This is a genomic window from Acinetobacter sp. YH12219, assembly GCF_013417875.1.
In the GTDB taxonomy this organism is placed as follows: domain Bacteria; phylum Pseudomonadota; class Gammaproteobacteria; order Pseudomonadales; family Moraxellaceae; genus Acinetobacter; species Acinetobacter amyesii.
Map to the genome: position 1 here is coordinate 13,208 of NZ_VPDC01000003.1, position 21,465 is coordinate 34,672.

The 21,465-nt window shown below is 41.1% G+C and carries 19 protein-coding genes; 13 read left to right on the top strand and 6 right to left on the bottom strand.

Annotated features, from left to right (window positions below; genetic code table 11):
- The first annotated feature begins 22 nt into the window (after window positions 1–22).
- From FTV04_RS02325 to FTV04_RS02340, 4 genes are all read left to right on the top strand, one after another.
- Entirely contained in the window at window positions 23–1,780 is a 1,758-nt protein-coding gene (locus FTV04_RS02325; protein WP_180027311.1) for a GspE/PulE family protein, read from the top strand.
- 104 nt (window positions 1,781–1,884) lie between these two features.
- The gene (locus tag FTV04_RS02330) at window positions 1,885–2,247 is read left to right on the top strand and encodes a NirD/YgiW/YdeI family stress tolerance protein (protein ID WP_180066629.1); all 363 of its coding nucleotides are present in this window, start codon (window positions 1,885–1,887) and stop codon (window positions 2,245–2,247) included.
- 131 nt (window positions 2,248–2,378) lie between these two features.
- The gene (locus FTV04_RS02335) at window positions 2,379–3,047 is read left to right on the top strand and encodes a response regulator transcription factor (RefSeq protein ID WP_180009491.1); all 669 of its coding nucleotides are present in this window, start codon (window positions 2,379–2,381) and stop codon (window positions 3,045–3,047) included.
- A gap of 4 nt (window positions 3,048–3,051) precedes the next feature.
- Window positions 3,052–4,371: a HAMP domain-containing sensor histidine kinase gene (locus FTV04_RS02340; protein ID WP_180009490.1), complete on the top strand. Its 1,320-nt coding sequence runs from the start codon at window positions 3,052–3,054 to the stop codon at window positions 4,369–4,371.
- 197 nt (window positions 4,372–4,568) lie between these two features.
- Here FTV04_RS02340 and hemP read toward each other — a convergent pair whose 3' ends face one another.
- On the bottom strand, window positions 4,569–4,739 hold the full coding sequence (gene hemP, locus FTV04_RS02345) for a hemin uptake protein HemP (RefSeq protein ID WP_078189103.1): 171 nt from the start codon (window positions 4,737–4,739) through the stop codon (window positions 4,569–4,571).
- 147 nt (window positions 4,740–4,886) lie between these two features.
- Between hemP and FTV04_RS02350 the strand changes: the two genes are divergently transcribed.
- A complete protein-coding gene (locus tag FTV04_RS02350) occupies window positions 4,887–5,786 on the top strand; it encodes an NUDIX domain-containing protein (protein WP_180009489.1) in 900 nt (299 codons plus the stop codon).
- A gap of 141 nt (window positions 5,787–5,927) precedes the next feature.
- Here FTV04_RS02350 and FTV04_RS02355 read toward each other — a convergent pair whose 3' ends face one another.
- Complete coding sequence (locus tag FTV04_RS02355) at window positions 5,928–6,545, bottom strand: tetratricopeptide repeat protein (RefSeq protein WP_257220948.1); 618 nt, start codon at window positions 6,543–6,545, stop codon at window positions 5,928–5,930.
- Entirely contained in the window at window positions 6,487–8,880 is a 2,394-nt protein-coding gene (mrcB, locus tag FTV04_RS02360) for a penicillin-binding protein 1B (protein WP_180088490.1), read from the bottom strand. Before mrcB ends, FTV04_RS02355 begins: the two co-directional genes overlap by 59 nt.
- A gap of 152 nt (window positions 8,881–9,032) precedes the next feature.
- Here mrcB and FTV04_RS02365 point away from each other — a divergent pair, with 152 nt between their 5' ends.
- Both FTV04_RS02365 and FTV04_RS02370 read left to right on the top strand, forming a co-directional pair.
- Entirely contained in the window at window positions 9,033–9,971 is a 939-nt protein-coding gene (locus tag FTV04_RS02365; RefSeq protein WP_078189100.1) for an NAD(+) kinase, read from the top strand.
- Window positions 9,972–9,973: 2 nt separating this feature from the next.
- Window positions 9,974–10,240 carry a YeaC family protein gene (locus FTV04_RS02370; protein ID WP_078189099.1) on the top strand — a complete coding sequence of 89 codons (267 nt, stop codon included), beginning with the start codon at window positions 9,974–9,976 and terminating at the stop codon, window positions 10,238–10,240.
- Window positions 10,241–10,330: 90 nt separating this feature from the next.
- Here the strand turns inward: FTV04_RS02370 and FTV04_RS02375 are convergent, their stop codons facing one another.
- Entirely contained in the window at window positions 10,331–11,329 is a 999-nt protein-coding gene (locus tag FTV04_RS02375; protein WP_180088492.1) for a glycosyl transferase family protein, read from the bottom strand.
- Between the two features lie 408 nt (window positions 11,330–11,737).
- On the opposite strand from FTV04_RS02375, the gene FTV04_RS02380 reads away from it, so the two are divergent.
- Together FTV04_RS02380 and FTV04_RS02385 are read left to right on the top strand one after the other, a co-directional pair.
- Entirely contained in the window at window positions 11,738–13,084 is a 1,347-nt protein-coding gene (locus tag FTV04_RS02380) for a dicarboxylate/amino acid:cation symporter (protein ID WP_180009487.1), read from the top strand.
- Window positions 13,085–13,253: 169 nt separating this feature from the next.
- Window positions 13,254–14,396 carry an acyl-CoA dehydrogenase family protein gene (locus FTV04_RS02385; RefSeq protein ID WP_180020843.1) on the top strand — a complete coding sequence of 381 codons (1,143 nt, stop codon included), beginning with the start codon at window positions 13,254–13,256 and terminating at the stop codon, window positions 14,394–14,396.
- A 126-nt stretch (window positions 14,397–14,522) separates the two neighbouring features.
- Here the strand turns inward: FTV04_RS02385 and FTV04_RS02390 are convergent, their stop codons facing one another.
- Window positions 14,523–15,053 carry a DJ-1/PfpI family protein gene (locus FTV04_RS02390; protein ID WP_180088494.1) on the bottom strand — a complete coding sequence of 177 codons (531 nt, stop codon included), beginning with the start codon at window positions 15,051–15,053 and terminating at the stop codon, window positions 14,523–14,525.
- A 572-nt stretch (window positions 15,054–15,625) separates the two neighbouring features.
- Between FTV04_RS02390 and pheA the strand changes: the two genes are divergently transcribed.
- The 4 genes from pheA (at window position 15,626) to FTV04_RS02410 (ending at window position 20,633) form a co-directional block, all read left to right on the top strand.
- Window positions 15,626–16,735, top strand: coding sequence for a prephenate dehydratase (pheA, locus tag FTV04_RS02395; RefSeq protein WP_180077541.1), 1,110 nt, complete (start codon window positions 15,626–15,628; stop codon window positions 16,733–16,735).
- Between the two features lie 69 nt (window positions 16,736–16,804).
- Complete coding sequence (gene hisC / locus FTV04_RS02400; RefSeq protein ID WP_078189092.1) at window positions 16,805–17,896, top strand: histidinol-phosphate transaminase; 1,092 nt, start codon at window positions 16,805–16,807, stop codon at window positions 17,894–17,896.
- A gap of 3 nt (window positions 17,897–17,899) precedes the next feature.
- Window positions 17,900–20,149 (top strand): bifunctional prephenate dehydrogenase/3-phosphoshikimate 1-carboxyvinyltransferase, encoded by a 2,250-nt coding sequence (locus tag FTV04_RS02405; protein WP_180088496.1) that lies wholly within the window; start codon window positions 17,900–17,902, stop codon window positions 20,147–20,149.
- Window positions 20,150–20,261: 112 nt separating this feature from the next.
- The gene (locus FTV04_RS02410; RefSeq protein WP_180020847.1) at window positions 20,262–20,633 is read left to right on the top strand and encodes a hypothetical protein; all 372 of its coding nucleotides are present in this window, start codon (window positions 20,262–20,264) and stop codon (window positions 20,631–20,633) included.
- A gap of 84 nt (window positions 20,634–20,717) precedes the next feature.
- On the opposite strand, the gene FTV04_RS02415 is transcribed toward FTV04_RS02410, so the two are convergent.
- Window positions 20,718–21,242 carry a hypothetical protein gene (locus FTV04_RS02415; RefSeq protein ID WP_180088498.1) on the bottom strand — a complete coding sequence of 175 codons (525 nt, stop codon included), beginning with the start codon at window positions 21,240–21,242 and terminating at the stop codon, window positions 20,718–20,720.
- Window positions 21,243–21,465: the final 223 nt, after the last annotated feature.

Sequence of the window (21,465 nt, forward strand, 5' to 3'; positions counted from 1 at the left end):
TATGTTTGGGGAACATAGAACAATGACTTTTAATTTTGAAATTGACACTTCTTGGTGTTTAGACCAATTACAAAAAGATGGACGTATTACTGAACGGGACAAAATACTGATTCAAACCACGCACCGTCAGCGTGAGCAGTTGAAATGGCATCCTCTACAATGGATTGCCAATTTTAATTTAGTCGATCAGAGTCATCCGCAGTCTACCTTAACATTGAATAGACTTTGCCAATGGTTGGCAGAAAAGTCTGGAGTACCGTTTTATATTATCGATCCTCTAAAAGCTGATGTGCCTGCTTTGACAGCCATTATGTCTCAGGAATTTGCAGTACGAAATCGCATTTTAGCGGTTGAATTACAAAATGAGCATGTGCTGATTGCAACGGATCAACCTTATAAAAATGAATGGATTGCCAATTTAGAGAGAACGGTATTACCACGCAAGATTCAGCGTGTATTACTCAGTCCAGACCAACTACAGCGTTACTTGGTTGAATATTACCAAGTGAGTCGTGCGGTCAGTAATTCGCAAAAATCATCGAGTTATGACCGTGAAAATAAAGGCGTTGAAGCACTATTACAATTAGGTGATACACAAAATCCAGATGCCAATGATCAGCATATTGTGAAGCTTGTGGATTGGGTCTTACAGTTTGCCTTCGAACAAGGTGCAAGTGATATTCACCTCGAGCCGCGTAAAGATACAGGAAAGGTGCGTTTTCGTATCGATGGCGTATTGCATACCATCTACAACATGCCCGCAAATACCCTGACAGCCGTGGTCTCGCGAATTAAGATCTTAGGTCGGATGAATGTGGCTGAAAAACGTAAACCGCAAGATGGACGTTTAAAAACCCGTACACCCAAAGGCCAAGAAACAGAGCTACGTTTATCGACGCTGCCAACAGCCTTTGGTGAAAAGTTAGTCATGCGTATTTTTGACCCTGAAGTCTTGGTACGTAGTTTCCAACAGCTCGGTTTTGAAGGACGTCTGTTGGATGATTGGAAAGCATTAACCAGTCATAGTCACGGTATTATTTTAGTGACCGGTCCGACGGGTTCGGGTAAAACCACCACGCTTTATTCATCGCTCAAGCAATTGGCAACTGAAGAAGTGAATGTCTGTACGATTGAAGACCCGATTGAGATGTTAGAGCCGAGCTTTAACCAAATGCAGGTGAATACAGGGATTGATTTAGGCTTTGCTGATGGTGTACGGGCTTTAATGCGTCAAGACCCTGACATTATCATGGTCGGGGAGATCCGAGATCATGATACGGCAAATATGGCAATCCAAGCTGCATTAACAGGTCATTTGGTGCTTTCAACTTTACATACCAATGATGCACCATCGAGTTTGACGCGATTACATGATCTGGGGATTCAGCCTTTTTTAACGGCAGCGACCATTTTAGGGGTTTTGGCACAACGTTTGGTTCGTCAACTCTGTCCACATTGTAAGCGTGAGACTTTTATCAATGAACAAGAGTGGAAACATTTGACCTTTGAATATGCGATACAAATGCCTGATTTTGTCTACGAGGCGGTGGGCTGTGATGAATGTCGTCAAACGGGTTATAAAGGCCGTGTGGGGATTTATGAATTTATGCCACTCAGTATTGAAACCAAACAATTGATTGGTGCCAATGCAGATCTAACCCAATTACGTACACAGGCACGTAAAGAACATGTCGAGCCATTACGAATTGCAGGTGCGCGTAAAGTACTTGCAGGGGTGACGACTTTAGAGGAAGTTCTGCGTGTCGTACCGCTCAACTAATGGTTCGATCAAATAAATAAAAACGTCTTTGCAGCTTAAGATTCGACTCATCTTGCTTTGTTTAAATAGCGCTATCGAAATAGACAAAGTAAGAGAGACCGAAGATGACAACATTCACTCAATTGGTATGTGGTTTAGCATTTGCAGGTGTGGCATCAGTGGCAGTTGCGAATACAGCAGTCAATCAGGCTGCAGTTGCACCGATGAAAACCACATCGGTGAAACATGCCTTAGGCTTAAAAGATGATAGTAAAGTTCAATTGAAAGGTTATGTTGTGAAATCGATGGGCGATGAAAAATATCAGTTCCGCGATAGCACAGGCAGCATTACAGTGGATATTGATGATGAACTTTGGCAAGGCAAAGCGATTTCAGCTAAAACACCGGTAACGCTCATTGGAGAAATCGACATTGATTACAAACCGACGAAACGCGTTGAAGTTGATGTCGATCAAGTAAAATTTTAATTTAGCCTGTTATTCATTTCAGTGCTGCTCCATAAAAAACCACGGCTTGCTGTGGTTTTTTTATGATATGAGTAGATATGAGCAAAAGTTCGATACACTGAAGTCGGAACCATAGAAATAGGGTAGGTAAGATGCGAATTTTATTGGCAGAAGATGATGCATCCCAAGCAGACAGTATAAAAACATGGCTTGAAATGGATGGCTATAGTGTCGATTGGGTTGATCGCGGCGATCACGCTATTTTGGCTTTAGAACAACATCAATATGATTGCATACTTTTAGATCGTGGCTTACCAAAAGTAACTGGTGATGAAATTTTAAAACGTATCGTACAGTTGCATCCGCTTACACCAGTTTTATTCATTACTGCTCGGGACAGTATTGCAGATCGTGTAGAAGGTTTAGATCTGGGTGCTCATGATTATTTGGTAAAACCCTTTAGCTTGGAAGAGTTGTCAGCAAGGGTACGTGCCCAATTACGCTTGCATCATCAACAGCGTGATAATTCTCTGACTTTCGGGGATTTAAGTTTAGATGTACAAGCCAAAACGCTGCGTAAAAATGCGGAATTGATTACGCTGACATCGCGTGAATATCAAATCTTGCATAAGATGATGTTAAATCCTGAGCATATTATGACGCGTAGCCAACTCGAAGAATCACTCTATGCTTGGGGGGATGAAGTTGAAAGTAATGCGATCGAAGTTTTTATTTACCAATTGCGTAAGAAGATTGGCAGTGATTACATCAAAACCTTAAGAGGTTTGGGTTATCGCATGAATCTTCCACAACAAAGTTAAGTCTATGAGTGATAAAAAAAGCATTTCCTTACAGTCGCAACTGATTAAAACCTCACTGCTCAGTGCAATTTGGGCGGGAGCAATCTCCCTGTGTCTGATGTTGGGATTTGGTCTTTATCACATCATGAGTGTACATGATGCCCTGATGGACGAAGTGGCTGACATGCTCACTGCTACTGATCTCACGCTGAAGCAAGACGAACAAATAGATGAGCTGAGTGAAGAGTTTGATATGCAATATCAACTCATGCAAGGGTCGCAAGTCTTAACCACATCGGAACAACACACAGCATTTGAACATCAGCCCAATTTAAAACAAGGGTTGCATTATCAATGGAGAGAAGGCGCGCTTTGGCGTAGCTATGCACTTCAGGACGATGGATTAAGCGTACAAATCATTCAACCGATGAAAACACGGCTCAGAGAAACGCTGCAAAGCGTACTAGGCTATGCAGGGATTCTGTTGATTGTCTGGTTGATCCAATGGCTATTACTGCATATTTTGATTAAACGTCAATTGAAAGTTTTACAGCTTTTTTCAAAACAAATCGCTGAAAAAAATGTAGATGACTTACAAGCCATTGTCTTACCTGAACCTGTATTACAAGAACTAGAGCCGATCCAAACACAGCTGAATTTTTTATTAAGTCGATTAGATCAAGCCTTAGAGGCGGAACAACGCTTTACATCCGATGCTTCACATGAATTACGCTCACCGCTGTCTGCGATTCAAATGCGACTTCAGGTATTAAAACGAAAATATCCCGACATTCAGCAGGATTTATTGAGCATACAGCACGATGTTAATCGAGGAACGCGCGTGTTGGAAAATCTACTGATTTTGGCACGGCTCGACCCGACGCAATCGGAGCAATTAGATAAAAAACAAGAAGACTTAGAACAGCTGAGTTTACAAGTCTTTGACGCTTTACAGCCTTTTATTGAAGAAAAACAGATCGAATTGAAGCTACAGACCCAGTCTGTACAGTTTGCTATGAACCCAGAGTTGATGTTTAGCTGTCTACGCAATTTAGTCGATAACGCAATTCGCTATAGTCCTGAGCAAGGACAGGTAAAGATTGATTTAACGGTAACAGCACAGCAGGCGGTTTGGACGATTGAAAATCAAGGTGCGGGACTGACAGTCGCAGAATTGCAACGCATTGGCGAGCGATTTTACCGTGTATTGGGAACGAAGACGCAAGGTTCAGGTTTAGGTATTTCAATTGCCCAAAAAATTGTACAGTTACATCAAGGCCATTTAAATGTGGATGCATCTGAACTTGGTGGCTTAAAGGTACAACTCACTTTTCCAATCCGTTAAAAACACGATTTGCTCTAAGGAATTTAGCGAAAGAGTGTTGTGAGAGGAAGATGAGTGTTGCGATTTAAATTAAGTTTGAGTAGCTATAAAACTTAATTTAACTAAGTACAAAACTTAAAAAAGCAGTAAGCGAATGGCTTACTGCTTGTGTCCACGATTATTTTTATTGCGCTGATAATTATTATTTTTATCAGAAATTATTTGGTCAAAATAAGGCGATTATTTCGTGTTAAACGTAGTCGATATTCTTCACCTGCATGCATAATGCGAATTTCACGTCCTAAAGCAAAAAGGTTGTTTGAATGTAGCATTGGCAGTGAGTGGTGTGCTTCATTGCTACGAGTAAAAAGGCTAAATGGTGCGTTCATTCCGTCGACTCCGTGGTGTATTTCTGAATGGTTTAAATGATAATCATTATCGAATAGGCCTGTCAACGGTAATTTTAGGATTTTATAAAAAAGATAAATTTGCTTACACTTAGATATCAATTGGAACAGAGTAGAGAGCAGGGAACTATGTCTAAACCGCAAATCGATGTCGCCATTGCGATTTTATTGCATCAAGACAAAGTACTGGTGGGTTGGCGTGAAGCAAAACAACATCAGGGCAATAAACATGAGTTTCCGGGCGGTAAAGTCGAGCAGGGTGAAAGTCCTGAACAGGCTTGTCGTCGTGAAATTTTTGAAGAGGTTGGAATTGGTTTACATGACTGGCATGCTTTTGATTTTATTCAACATGAATATGATGATGTCATTGTGAAATTACATTTATTTCATGCCACCGTCCCGCATGCGTTGCTGAATGAAATCCAAAAGCCATGGGCCTGGTATTCGCGTCAACAACTCATGAGTTTGAATTTTCCAAAGGCCAATCAAGCTATTTTGCAGCGTTTATATTGGCAGCAACAGATCAAAATCACCGCCGATTTACCAACACTTGAAACGCTTAAAGAGACGCTGTTGTATTATTGGCGAGTCGATGCCAGCGCAGAAAATGCAGAGGCATTAAATCAATTACCTACCGTGATTTTAAAACAACTGATAATTAATGAAGATCTATGGTCATTACTCTCTACAGAGGTGCAAGCACATATTTCGGCTTTACATCTTAAGCAGCACCAATTGCTGAAAAAAAATAAAGGTGATTTACAGCTTGGGAAGCGCTATATCGCAGCTTGTCATGATCAAGTTTCTGCGCTGCATGCGCAAAAAATTGGCTGTGAGGCTATTTTTATGAGCCCAGTTCTGGCGACACAAAGTCATCCAGAGGCGCAAGGTATGGGATGGGCGCATTTTTCTGAGATTGCACGAGGCATAGAAATCCCTGTTTTTGCTTTAGGTGGCATGCGTCCTGAATTATTGTCTATTTCACAGCAACATCATGCTTATGGGGTGGCAGGTATTCGCAGTTTTTAAATTAAAGTGTGTATTGAATTAAATTTGTATTTAAAGTCGATATTTTAGACTTAAAGTAACTATTGGAAATAAGCTTACTTTTAGTATGTTTTAAATAAAAAAGCCTGATCTCAATTAAGATCAAGCTTTTTTACGGGGTGCTTAAAGAGCTTTAATTGCTTGTTGTGCTTTTTGAATGGTGCTGCTTTTCTTTTGCATTTGACCAGCTTTTAAAACAACATTCCAAAGCTGTTGTTTCATCGGCTTGGTTTGAGCATAGCTTAATCCACGCAGTGCCAACGATTCTGCATTCGCAGGTTGATTTTTTCGATTGGCGATCATTGCCAAATATAAAAAAGTTTCCGCAGATTGTGGTGCCAAACGCTGTGCTTGAGTTGCAGCACTTTCAGCTTCATTCCATTTTCCATTGGCATAAGCGGTTTGCGTAGTTTGCATCAATTTTTTGAATGCAGGTAAGTCACGACCATCATCAAACTTTTGAATTTGGGTTTTCTGCTCAGGAATAACGATGCGTTGACGTTTAATTTCTGGATGGTCATATGGCGTAATAATGACCCCAGAAGAGTCATGGATATCTGCCTTTTTTTCAGGTGGAGCAGGCGGCTTTTGCTCAGGTTCGACTATGGTTTGGCAACCAGCCAAAATGATCGTCAAAACGCTCAGAATACTGAACGTTTTTAAAACTTTAATGTTTTGCAATTTAATTTGTATACTCTCCACTTGAGATGATGCGAGGTTGATCAGATGAACCCTGATCATTATCGACATCACTTTCACGAATGTAGTCACCTAAACTATCATTTTGTTCCTGAGTTGGCTGCGTCTCTTCAGTATCAACTGTGTAAGGTTCTACTTCATATTGTGTCGAACCACATGCCGTCGCTTGATTTGGAATAGAGTTGCGCGACAGAGGAATATACATCGCACCTGTACAATGCTGTGCAGATAAATTACCTGAATAACGGTCTAACCAATGCCACTGTACGCTGTCTGGTTGACGTAAATTAACTGGCTTTTGACGTAACTGCTTCATGACATTGGTCCAAACCGGAAGTGCTCCTGACGAACCCGTTAAGCCTGTAACTTTGTTGTTGTCTAAACCTAACCAAACCACACTTAAATAATTACCTGAATAACCTGCAAACCATGAGTCACGCGTATCATTGGTTGTCCCTGATTTACCTGCAAGTTTGAGTGAAGCTGGTAATGATGCATAAGCAGAACGGCCTGTCCCTGAACTCATGACTTGTTGTAAACCATAGTTCAAGATAAAGGCTGCATCAGGTGCAATAGTCGGTTGTACCGTTAAGCTATAACGATCTAATAAACGACCATTGGCATCGACCACTGAACGAATAGCTTTCACTGGATATTTGAAGCCACCGGTTGCAAAGTTGCCATACACACTCATCACTTCCATCGGTGACATATCGATAGCACCAAGGTAAATCGAAGGGTAGCTTGGAATATTAGAAGTCACACCAAACTTTTTCAGATGGTTAATAAAAGTCGACATACCGAACTCTTGACCTAAGCGTACCGCAGAGAGGTTATAAGAGTTTGATAGGGCATCGACCATTGGTACGACACCATGTGCACCACCACTATAGTTTTTCGGTGTCCAAGCTTTGCCATCACTTTGAATGCTGATAGGACTGTCTTCGATTTGACTCGCCCAGTTATAACGGTTTGATTCTATCGCACTGAGGTAAATCACAGGTTTTAGCAATGAACCGACTTGACGTTTAGCATCCATTGTACGGTTAAAGCCAGTAAAGTCCTGCGTTGAACCGACTGCTGAAACCAATTCACCATTTTCAGGATGAGACACCAGTACCGCGCCTTGTAATTCTTTCAAGCGTGCTGGATTGGCATTACTTAAACGTGCCACAGATTCTTTAAATGCAGTTTGTACACGAGTTTGAGCAATCGGGTCCATCGCGGTGAAAATACGCAGACCTTGATTGGTCAAATCGCTTTCTTGGTATTCGGTACGCAATTGACGACGCACGATATCCATATAGTCAGGGAAGCGAGAAGGGCCCAATGTTGGTTTAGTAATGACATTTAATGGACGCGCTGACTCAGTTTCATATTGTTCCTGAGTTAAATAGCCCATCACTACCATATTGTTTAACACAATATTACGGCGTTTAATCGCACCTTCAGGGTTTTTCCACGGATTAAATAGGGTCGGGCCTTGTACCAAACCGACTAAATAAGCCTGCTGAGCAATATTTAGTTCACGTAGGGGTAAACCAAAATAGAATTGTGAGGCTAAACCATAACCATTGATGGAATAGTTACCGTTTTGACCTAAGTTCACTTCGTTTAAATAAGCTTCAAGAATTTCATCTTTGTCATAGTGAAGTTCAATCAGCATGGCCATTAAGGCTTCGTTGGCCTTACGCTTAATGGTTCTCTCAGGCGATAAATAAAAATTTTTCACCAATTGCTGAGTGAGGGTCGAACCACCTTGACGTTTACCACCTGTGACATTACTCACAATGGCACGTGCTGTACCACGAATGGAAATACCATGATGCTGATAGAAATTACGGTCTTCTGTAGCAATTAAAGCTTGGATTAAAGGCTTAGGTACTTTATCGAGTTTAATCAGCACACGGTCTTCATTGTGCTGAGGATAAATACCACCAATTAACATCGGCTCTAAACGGGCAATACCACTACTTGAAGGTTTAGTCGCACTTACTTCAGTGATTTGATCTTCACCAAAGGTCACTTTAAGGACTTGTTCCGGGTCGACACTATCACCAAAGTCAAAACCACGCGTATGGATATAGGTCACATTGCCAGAAGTAACGTAACTCCCTGTTTTCGCATAGCTATCTTGAGCGTTATAGCCCAAAAGTTTCAGTTCTTGGTTGAGGTCTGCTTGGCTTACAGGCGCATTGGTATAAATTTCTAAAGGACGTGCAAATACCTTGGCTGGAATATCCCAGCGTTGACCTTCGAATTTGTCCCGTACAATATTATCTAGACGAATAAGATAAATGCTGAACACGAGAAATCCGCCGACAATCAACAGCGAAAAAATCAGTGCAATTATGCCTATGCCACGTTCAGACTTCATAAATAGTGATAAGACCCTGAGAAATTTTGCTAATCATGCGAAGCTTTTCAGTATTTTGCAATATTTAAACTGTTATATGTATGCAAAATATTGGAAGCTACTTCACTAAAGTCGAAACTTTAAAGTTTTTTTAAATCATTTCTGTTAGTGATATGATACCAATGAGGCGAAGCGGAGCAAAAGCGCAGGTGCAAATTTCACATAAATCATTTCGAAACATTGGGTTGATTGGTCGTCCAGACAAATCATCAGTGATCGAAACCCTATGTTTGATCCACGATCATATTTTAAGTTTGGGATTACATCCTGTATTTGATACGCAAACAGCGCAGCTGGTTCCCTACAATAATACTCAGACGGTCAGCCGTAATTTATTGGGTGAAGTCGTCGATTTGGTTATCGTTGTTGGGGGAGATGGTTCATTGCTTCATGCCGCACGTGCCTTGGTGAAATATAATACCCCTGTGATTGGGGTGAACCGTGGTCGTTTGGGCTTCCTGACCGATATCAAACCGACAGAAGTGATTTTCAAGTTAGATCAAGTGCTCAAAGGTGAGTTTCAGCTAGACCGACGTTTCTTGCTAGAAATGGAAATCCGCTCGAAAGGCGAGTCGATTTATGATGCTGTAGCTTTAAATGATATTGTGCTGCACTCGGGTAAATCGGTACACATGATCGACTTTGAACTGAATATTGATGGGCAATATGTATACCGCCAACACAGTGACGGTTTAATTGTTTCGACACCAACCGGCTCTACAGCTTATGCATTATCTGGTGGTGGTCCGATTGTCCACCCAAGTATGGATGCGATTGCCTTAGTGCCAATGCATCCACATACTTTGTCGTCACGGCCGATTGTCGTCGGCGGACAAAGCGAAATTAAAATTTTGATTCGTGAAAATCGTGTTCTACCAATGGTCAGTGCCGATGGTCAACACAGTGTATCATTGGGTGTAGGCGATAGTTTACATATCCGCAAACATCCATTTAAGCTCAACTTATTACATCCACCTGGTTATGACTTCTATATGGCATGTCGTACCAAGCTAGGCTGGAACCAAGATTTTGACTCATTAAAGCAGGATTAATTATGAATATTGAACAGATGCTTGCCGTACTCGATCCTGAAATTGTTGGTCGATTAAAAACGGCAATTGAAATTGGTAAATGGCCAAATGGCGTAGCGCTGACTCAAGAACAACGTCAAATTTGTATGCAAGCGGTGTATGCATGGGAAATTAAACATTTGCCAGAAGATGAGCGTAGTGGTTATATCGACCGCGGGACCAAAGAAGAAGATGAGCATTGCGACTCGCATGTGGAAGAACCTGAGTTCAAGCCGATTCGTTTCGTTTAATCCGTTTTCTGTCTGATTGAAAAAGCCAGCTTAATGCTGGCTTTTTATTGGCTTGATGCATGCCTAAATTTTTTGCTTCATACTGCTTATTTAAGCGTGACGATTTGCCCACATGGTTTTGGCAGTTTGCATTGCATCATCAAAACTTGCGACGGCGCCCATGGTAGACAGTGCGATTCCCATGGTTTCGGTCACTGCGATTTCACCATATTCATGTGTCTGCTGACCGTCCCAAACGGCTTTAAAAACGGCCAAATCAAGTTCTTCTTCGACTGGACTACGGTTGTCCGTCAGTTTAGGCAACTCATGTTCATACATTTCACCATCCTTGATGCCACAAATTAAGGTTTTTGCATCGGGGTTACGTTCGAATTCACCACCTTCACCCTTAATGACAGCACTATTTTGATAACCCAATTGGAATGCCGCACGTTGGTGTGATCCACGATAGGCTGGATGGAAAATCGCTTGCATGGTGGCTTTGGCATTAAATGGATTTATCAGACGCGCAAGGGTGTGAATTGGGGAACGTAAGCCCATGACATTGCGTAGTGAAATTAAATCACTGAGTATTGGTGAAATGACGTCGAGCGGAATATAAGCAAAATGACGTTGTATAAGCTGCTGTTCCACATCTGTATCATTTTGGCAAATAGGAAAACCCAAATACTCTAATACTTGTTCTGTATAAAGGCGGTTAATGGTATGACCTGAAGCGCCATGCATTACGACATTGTAGCCGTGTTTTGCCAGCGTTAATGCGGCCAATAAAAACCAAGGATAATGTTTGCGTTTACCTGCATAAGATGACCAATCTAAATCGACATCAAGCTTTTTAAACTTGAGCTGATCACGTGTGGCTTGGACAAAGCCTGTCAGTTCATCGACAGATTCTTCTTTTACACGCAATAACATCAAGAAAGCGCCCAATTGAACGTCTAAAACCTCATCTTTTAAGATCATGCTGAACGCTTGGTAGGCTTCATCATAAGTGAGAGAACGTGCGCCATTTTTACCTTTACCCACGATACGGACAAATTGCGCAAAAGGATGTTCAAAATCTTTGTAAATATTTCGTTTATTGTTCATGCAAATACTGGGCTTAAAATTAGGACTTAAGGATAGTTTACTTCTATAGTTGGTATTTTTCAGCCTGATAACAGGTTTAAAAAAGGATGTCTTTAGACTATCGTCTAATAAACTCGGTCTATTATTTAACCGAAATTAACATTTGTGGCAGAACAAGCCATTAAAAAACAGGTAAAATTTAACCTACTTTAGTATGTGTTTCATCTCCTGATCAATGCGCTGATTTTATATCAGGTCCTGATGTGATTATTTAATCACCATACATATTTCGTTTTTCTGTATTTGGCTAAGTCAAATACCTTTGGTGCTCTTTTGTCGAAGACAAAGGGGTTTTGGGCTGTTTATTTTTTGAAAATAGACAAAAACTGAATATTTCTTTGAAGCAGAAATATATCGTGAAGTAATGTCATGGCTAAAAAACCAATTTATAAGTCACTATATTTTCAAGTGATCGTTGCCATTATTGCGGGTGTATTGGTGGGGCATTTCTCACCAAGTGGCACACAAATTATCAATGGTACCGAGCAATACGTAAAAGGCTGGGGTGAATTGTTCTATCCACTAGGACAAGGTTTCATCAAGCTGATTAAAATGATTATTGCACCTGTGATCTTCTGTACCGTGGTGAGTGGTATTGCAGGTATGGAAAGCATGAAATCTGTGGGTAAAACAGGTGGTGTCGCTTTACTATACTTCGAAATTGTTTCGACCATCGCACTCATCATTGGTCTTGCAGTAATTAATATTGCAAAACCAGGTGTAGGCATGAACGTAGATCCAGCATCTTTAGATACTTCAGGTATTTCTAAATATGTTGAATCTGGTGCAGCACAATCTACCCAAGATTTCTTTATGAATATCATCCCAAACACCGTTGTTGGTGCGTTTGCTGAGGGTGAGATTCTTCAAGTTCTATTATTTGCCTTATTATTTGGTTTTGCATTGCATAAACTTGGTGATGCAGGTAAGCCTGTATTGAAGTTTATTGATCAAATTGCACATGTATTCTTTAACATTGTAAACATGATCATGAAGCTTGCGCCAATTGGTGCCTTCGGTGCGATGGCTTATACCATTGGTAAATATGGTATCGGTAGTTTGGCGCAATTGGGTCAGTTGATCATCTGCTTCTATATTACCTGTTTACTGTTTATTTTCCTTGTACTTGGCTCAATTGCACGTATTTGCGGTTTCAGTATCCTCAAAATGATTCGTATGATTCGCGAAGAACTCTTGATCGTACTAGGTACGTCATCTTCAGAATCTGTACTGCCACGTATGTTGAAAAAACTCGAACTTGCAGGTGCAGAAAAATCTGTAGTGGGTCTGGTTATTCCAACAGGCTATTCATTTAACCTAGATGGTACGTCTATTTACCTGACTATGGCGGCGATCTTTATTGCACAAGCGACCAATACGCCGCTTGATATTTCGCATCAGATCACTTTGTTATTGGTTCTACTGATTTCATCTAAGGGTGCTGCGGGTGTGACGGGTTCAGGCTTTATTGTTATGGCTGCAACACTTTCTGCTGTGGGGCATATTCCTGTTGCTGGTTTGGCATTGATTCTTGGTATTGACCGTTTCATGTCAGAAGCACGTGCATTAACGAACCTTGTCGGTAACTCATTGGCAACGATTGTGGTTGCAAAATGGGTGGGTCAATTAGACAAAGAAAAACTGGATTTTGCTTTGGCAAACCCTGAAGAAATTGACCGTCAGATGCAAGAAGAAGGTAATGCACATCATGCCTAAGGCAGATGCTGTGATGTAAAAGATGTGTTTAAAAAGGAAGCTTCGGCTTCCTTTTTTATGCAAGGCCAAAGCCAAATTTGAACGCTTTAGTTTTTAGGCATGACGGCTGTTCTAAACTGCAATAGGATGGAGTTCAACAAAACAACAAACTCAACCAAGGAAGAAACACATGCTGGCTTATGATGCAGACTTAGAATTATTTCGAGATAACTTTCGCCGTTTTATGGCAGAGCATGTCGCACCACATTATGAGCAATGGGAACGTGAAGGCATTATGCCGCGTTCAGTATGGAATGCCTTGGGTGAAAATGGCTTTTTATGTGTCGATGTGCCTGAAGAATATGGCGGCTATGGCGTTCCAACGCATTATTCACTGATGCTAGTCGAAGAATCTGCGCGAGCAGGTTTTAGTGCATTATCGACAGGTATTTCATGCCATTCTGAAATTGCAGCGCCTTATATTTTGCACATTGGTTCAGAAGAACAAAAACAATATTGGTTACCGAAAATGGTCACAGGTGAAGTGGTCGGTGCTATTGGTATGACAGAGCCGGGAGCAGGTTCGGACTTACAGTCTATGCGCAGTAGTGCAATTTTGCAGGGCGATCATTATCTACTCAATGGCTCGAAAACTTTTATTTCAAATGGTCAACATGCAGACCTTGTGGTATTGGCTGCGAAAACTGATCCACAAGCACGTGCCAAAGGTGTGTCATTACTTTTAGTCGATACACATTTGGATGGATTTAAGAAAGGTACCAACCTCGACAAAATTGGTCTGCATGCGCAAGACACTTCAGAGTTGTTTTATGACAACGTCAAAGTGCCAAAAGAGCAACTTTTGGGTCAAGCTGGACAAGGCTTTGCTTACTTGATGCAAGAGTTACCGCGTGAACGTACCGCAATTGCCTCGACTGCAATTGGTGCGATTCGCGGTTCCATTGATGTGGCAACGCAGTATGTTAAAGAGCGACAAGCGTTCGGACAGGCGATCGGACAGTTCCAAAATACTCGTTTTGTCTTGGCACAGGCTAAGATTGACGAATTGGCTACAGCGGCATTTTATAATCAAAATGTTGAACTTTATATGCAAGGCAAACTTGATGTTGAAACTGCAGCAGCACTCAAGAGCTTTTCTACCGATATGCAAATGAAAGTGGCCCATAATCTACTTCAATTATTTGGTGGCTATGGTTATATGACGGAATATCCAATTTCACGTTTCTTTGTCGATGCACGTATTCAGCAAATCTACGGTGGCACCAATGAAATTATGAAAGAAATCGTGGCACGAAGTATTTTAGGTCGATAAACAAATTATCAGGCTGAAAATTAAAATAGCGAAGTGATGACTTCGCTATTTTTTTAAGATGTCTTTCTATAGATTTGCGTGTTTGAATTAGATTATGCGGTTGAGTGTAAGTGAATATATTGAGACCTAAGATAATGACGGTTGCCCCAAAACTTGCAGACAGACTTCGATAAATTCAGGTATATCTAAAGTACTGCGAGACGATATATACAGGTTATTATCATTCACGACCGATTGATCCGACACCACCACACCTGCGTTTAGTAAAGCAGATTTCAGCGTTTCAGATTGGGCGAAATGGCGACCTTGTATAACACCAGCTTCTAATAACAACTGTGGACCATGGCAACTGCTCAAGATCGGCTTTTGGCTATCTGCAAAATTACGTACAAAATAGATAAAACGGTCATCTAAAGAGAGTTTCTCTGGGGAATAACCGCCGGGAATAAACAAGGCATCAAAATCATGGACAGAGGCGTCTTCGATACTCTGGTCAATGGTGATCTGGGAACGGCGTTTAATACCGTAAACGATTTTTCCAACCTGATCTTCGATATTGATAATGCTGTGCCGAGCGGCTCGAAAGGCCTCCACAGGCTCAAGGTACTCAATATCTTCAAAATCGTAGGTCACTAACACTGCAATTTTCTTGTGCATACTTGTACCTATGGGTCTGTTATTTTTTTTCTGATATTTAGACTACAAAGCAATGAAAAAAATTACCTGTGTCTTTTGTAATAAATGCGTCAATGACTGTAAACACTAGATGAAAGTGCCTATTAAGTCACTGAAAAAACGATCAATGACCAAGTGTTTATATAGATCATCTTTAAGTTTCAAATTATTTCTATGCCATGAAAGCCAAGTTTTGAAATTTTTATTTTGCTTCAAGTATTGAGAGCAAAATTTAAAACTGAAATGACCAATGAAACAAATTGATTGATGGGTTTATACAAGGGGATGGATCTGATGCAAATTTGGAGGAAAAGAGAAGGTCTATTTATTGTGCTGCTCAAGATGAATGATCAATAAAGCCGTCAAAAGGTAAGATTTGCCTTAATTATGGCTTTACCTATCAGTTTGGCTGTTTTGGCTCTTAAGTTAAGCTGATGAAGCTTTAATCAACTGTATGTTTTTAAGGCTGAAACCATCAAAGTCGTATTGCGCAACATTTGAAAGCTAACTATTGTTATACTGTTTGCAAAATTTTTTTGAAGGGCGACATAACAATGATCAACGATGATCAAAACACTCCGACTTCTCTGGACTTAGCTCAAATTCGTGAAGATATCGACTCTGTTGATATGCAGATTCAACAACTTATCAACCGTCGTGCGAAACTAGCTGAAGCTGTGGCAAAAGCAAAATTTGCTGCAGAAGAGAATCCATTGTTTTATCGTCCTGAACGTGAGGCGCAAGTTTTACGTAAAGTTATGGATCGTAACGAAGGCCCATTGTCTGATGTGACAATGGCACGTTTATTCCGTGAGATCATGTCGGCTTGTCTAGCCCTGGAAGCGCCGCAAAGTATTGCGTTTTTAGGTCCAGTCGGAACTTATACGCATTCGGCTGTTTTAAAACATTTCGGTCAAGACGCTGTTGTTCGCCCTCTTCCAACGATTGATGAAGTATTCCGCGAAGTAGAAGCAGGCAGTGCGCACTATGGTCTTGTGCCTGTAGAGAACTCATCTGAAGGTGTAGTGAACCATACCCTAGATTGCTTCAAATCTTCACATCTGAATGTTATTGGTGAAGTGGAGCTGCGTATTCATCACCAATTCCTAGTGTCTGAAAACACACGTAAAGACAGCATTAAACAAATTTATGCTCATCAACAAACTTTGGCGCAATGCCGTGGTTGGTTAGATGCTCATTATCCAGGTGTAGAACGTGTTGCACTCAGTTCAAATGCAGAAGCTGCACGCCGTATTCGTAATGAATGGCACTCAGCAGCAATTGCTTCTGAAGTCGCTGCGAACATTTACAACCTTGAAATTTTGCATAGCAATATTGAAGACAATCCTGAAAATACTACTCGTTTCTTGGTGATTGGTCGTGAGAAAGTACCGCAATCGGGCAATGATAAAACTTCATTGTTGATTTCTGCGCATGACCGTGCAGGGGCGTTGCTTGAAATTCTTGCACCATTTGCAAAACACAATATCAGTTTGACCAGTATTGAAACACGTCCTGCCTTGCCTGAAAAATGGGCCTATGTCTTCTTTGTTGACCTTGAAGGCCATGTAGAACAAGACAATGTCAAAGCAGCGATTGAAGAAATTCGTCCATTGGTTAAAGAAATTCGTGTATTGGGTTCATATCCGATTGCTGTTCTTTAAGATCACAACTGTGATCAATTCCATCAGGAGTTGATCACCTTCATCATTTGAAAAAACTGGAAGTGTAAAATGACGTTTGTCCCAGCCAATGAAGGCATTGCAAAGCTAAAGCCTTACCAACCAGGTAAACCAATTAGTGAACTTGAGCGTGAGTTGGGTATTACAGATATCGTAAAACTCGCATCAAATGAAAACCCATTGGGTTGTTCTGACAAAGTGAAAGAAGCGGTTGCTGCTGAACTTGCAGAAATTGGTCGATATCCGGATGGTGGCGGTTTTATTTTGAAAGACCAAGTTGAAAAACAATTTGGTATTGCACATGACCGCATTACGTTGGGCAATGGTTCAAATGATCTTCTAGAAATTTTCGCTCGTGCTTTTGTTTCAGAGCAAGATTCTGTGGTGTATAGCCAACACGCATTTGCTGTGTATGGTCTGGTGACACAAGCCATTAATGCTGAAGCGATTGAAGTGCCTGCAAAAGGTTTTTCACATGACCTAGATGCAATGGCTGCGGCAATTAAAGACAATACTAAATTAATTTTTATTGCGAACCCAAATAATCCAACAGGTACATGGTTTGAAGAAGCTGAATTTGAAGCGTTCATGCAAAAAGTACCTGCAAATGTGATCGTGGTTTTAGATGAAGCTTATGTGGAATATTTCCCAGAAAACTTCAACAGCTTGAAATTCTTAGATCAATACGCAAACTTAATCGTTAGCCGTACCATGTCAAAATGTTATGGCTTGGCTGCCTTACGTGTTGGTTTTGCCTTGGCTTCAGTTGAAGTGACGGATTTCCTTAATCGTATTCGTCAACCATTCAACGTCAACCATTTAGCAATGGTTGCTGCAGTTGCTGCACTTAAAGATGAAGCGTTTATTGAAAAATCACGCGTAGTGAACAAAGCGGGTATGGCTCAACTTGAGTCAGGCTTTGATGCTCTAGGTTTAGCGTATGTGCCTTCACGTGCCAACTTCATTTTAGTAAATGTAAAAGCAGATCCTGCACAGACTTTCAATGCTTTATTAAAAGAAGGTGTGATTGTTCGTCCAGTTGGTATCCCCGAGCATTTACGTGTATCAATTGGGACTGAAGCTGAAAATGCTAAATTCTTAGCTGCATTGGCTAAAGTTTTGGGCTTAGAGGCTAAAGCTTAAGTCATGTCTGTGCCACTATTTGAAAAAGTTGCTTTTATTGGGCTTGGGCTGATTGGCTCAAGCCTAGCTCGTGTCATGATTGCTGAAGATTTGGCTAAAGAAATTGTGGCGTCTACGCGTTCACAAAAAACTTTAGAAGATGCAAAAGCTTTAGGACTTATTCAGCAGGGTTATAGCGATCCTGCCGAAGCGGTCAAAGGTGCAGATCTCGTTGTCTTGGCTTTGCCTGTACGTGCGACACAAAAAGTCCTTGAGGCGATCAAACCTTATCTAACCGAACAGACGATTATTACCGATGTTGGAAGTACTAAAGGCAATGTCGTTGATGCAGCGAAAGCGGTCTATGGTGAGCAATTACCTGCTGGTTTTGTACCGGGGCATCCGATTGCTGGGGCTGAACTAACAGGTGTGCATGCAGGTAAGGTAGATTTATTTGCTAATCACAAAGTGATTTTGACACCATTACCTAGCAGTGCAGATTGGGCTGTAGAGAAACTGATTCAATTGTGGCAAGCTGCCAAAGCGGAAGTAATTTGCATGGATGTGGGAAAACACGACGAAGTGTTGGCCCATACCAGTCATCTTCCGCATTTGATGGCATTTAACTTGGTTGAGCAACTTGCGAACCGAGAAGACAATTTAGATATTTTCCGTTATGCCGCTGGCGGTTTTCGTGATTTCTCACGCATTGCTGCAAGCGACCCACATATGTGGCATGACATCTTTTTTGCCAATAAAAAGGCAATTTTAAATGCGGTGGATGGCTTTGAAAAACAATTGGCTATTCTTCGCAAACTGATTGAAGATGAAAACTCACAAGCGTTGATGGGACTGTTGGGACATGCACAAGCGGCACGTCAACATTTCAATCACATGCTCGCAAAGAAACCACTGATGGAGAAAAATAAAGTGACGACACAGCAATTCAAAATTTTACCGGGTCCAAAGCAATTCCAAGGTAAATTTACTGTGCCAGGTGATAAATCTGTGTCACATCGCTCTATCATGTTTGGTGCTATTGCAGAAGGTACAACGCACGTCACTGGTTTCCTTGAAGGTGAAGATGCCTTGGCAACCCTCCAAGCATTCCGCGATATGGGTGTAAGTATTGAAGGCCCTAAAAATGGTGAAGTCACCATTCATGGTGTAGGCATGCATGGTTTAAAAGCACCGGCAGGCGCTTTGTATATGGGTAACTCAGGCACTTCAATGCGTTTGCTTTCAGGCATGTTGTCGGCACAGAAGTTTGATTCGGTGATGACGGGTGATGCGTCATTATCAAAACGTCCAATGGAACGTATTGCCAAACCATTACGTGAAATGGGTGCGCAAATTCAAACTACAGGTGAGCGTGGTACGCCGCCCGTGTCTATTTCCGGAAGTCAAAACCTGAAAGGTATTCACTACGACTTACCAATGGCATCTGCACAAGTAAAATCCGGTATTTTGTTGGCTGGTCTTTGGGCGGAAGGTGAAACTGTTGTCACTGAGCCGGAACCAACACGTGACCATTCAGAGCGTATGCTTCGTGCATTTGGTTATGACGTGAAAACAGAAGGCAACCGCATTTCACTTCAAGGTGGCGGCAAGTTAGTCGGTACAGACATTCAAGTACCCTCTGACATTTCATCTGCAGCATTCTTTATGGTGGGTGCAGCGATTACCGAAGGTTCAGATGTCACACTCGAAGCGGTCGGCATTAATCCAACCCGTACAGGTGTGATCGAAATTTTAAAACAGATGGGCGCTGACCTGACTGTTGAAAATGAACGTATCGCTGGCGGTGAGCCGATTGCAGATATTCGTATTCGTGGTTCACGTACACTCAAAGGCATTCATATGCCAGAAGATCAAGTGCCATTGGCGATTGATGAATTCCCAGCGTTATTTATTGCAGCGGCATGTGCAGAAGGTCAAACCATTTTGACCGGTGCAGCTGAACTTCGAGTGAAAGAGTCGGATCGTATTCAAGTGATGGCAGATGGCCTAAAAATTATGGGTATCGATTGTACGCCAACCGAGGACGGCATTATCATTGAAGGTCAAGGCAAAGCGGGTGAGTGGGGTGCAATCTTCACAGGTGGTCAAATCGAATCACATCATGACCACCGTATTGCAATGAGCTTCTCAATGGCAGGTTTACGTACTTCGGGTGAAATTAATATCGTGGGTACAGAAACTGTTGCGACCAGCTTCCCGACATTTACAGAGCTAGCGACTCAAGCCGGTTTAACGATTGTGGTAAGTGAATAAATAATTCACTAAATTTGTATATTTATTCAACAACAGCCAAGCAAATGCTTGGCTGTTTGGTTTTAATTGCTTATGCTAAAACCATACAACAAGAATGTCTTTGGATAGATACATGAGAAAACTACAATTCACCGCCCATAGCGATTCAAATCGAGTTGAAAGCAGTGCTGATACGCAAACTCAAGTGGCTGAGTTTTTAGCAAGTAAGCTTGAGAAATATGGCTTTCAAACGTTATCGCAAAGTGGTGATCAGATTGCAGTCAGTGTCGATCAACATGAATTGCCACTTTCAGTGACATGTCAGGGGCAGGATGAATCAGGTCGTCTAGTCTGTGAAATTACCTCTTATCCAGATGAAGACCAAGATTGGTTAGATCGTATTACTGAGCAAAGTTTATTGAACCAATTGGCTCAAGCAGTCGAAAACAGTTTAAAAGAAGAAGAGTCATATAGTGAGTTTCAATGGAAACAAATGACAAAATGATCTGAAAAATTGAATTAAAAATCATCCATAAAAAAGCAGCATAGCGCTGCTTTTTTATTTTTTAACGGAATGTATCGAACAACGTTATAGACATTCAATATTGATTGGATTAATGGTTCGATTGCTCTTTTTCACATAGTCACACATTTTTTCTGACTCTTGTTCATTGAGTCCCCAAAACACGATCACACCACGTTGATCAGTCAATTTACTATCGCTTAAATAAATATAATGGGTGTCATGATAGTTTTTATCGAGCATATCTTTATATTTTTGATTGGTAAAAGATGAACAAGACGAAATTTCAGCTTCTTTACACACCGAGTCACTTGAACAGCGTTGCTTAAAGGTTGAAATCATATTCATGGTGTCAGTGCTGTTGAGTTGGGCTTCACACACTTGGCTGTTGGGAAAGTCATAGACCATCTTTAAGCTAAAATCACGACCATCGACATTCATCTTGTATGACGCAGTCAAATAGGCTTTGGGACCATCATTGGTTGCAACCGTAGATGCAGGCAAATTCGTTGTTGTGGAGGGCTTTGAATTAAAATAATAAACCAAAGCTGCAATGCCTAGACTTAAAATCACAGCAACAATAAATTTCATTTTTCCCTCTAAATTTTATCTTAATTTTTTGGGGTATTATTTCTGTAGTTAGTCATTTAAACAAGTAAATTATTGGTTTTTCGATAAAAAATTGAGGCGTAATCAAAATTAAACGAGCGTCGGCTTAGGTCATTACATGTTGAATAGCTAATGATCACCAATGCATTTAAATGATGGATAAATCGAAAAGTGATATAGGTGAATTTATCTGGAATATTTGTTG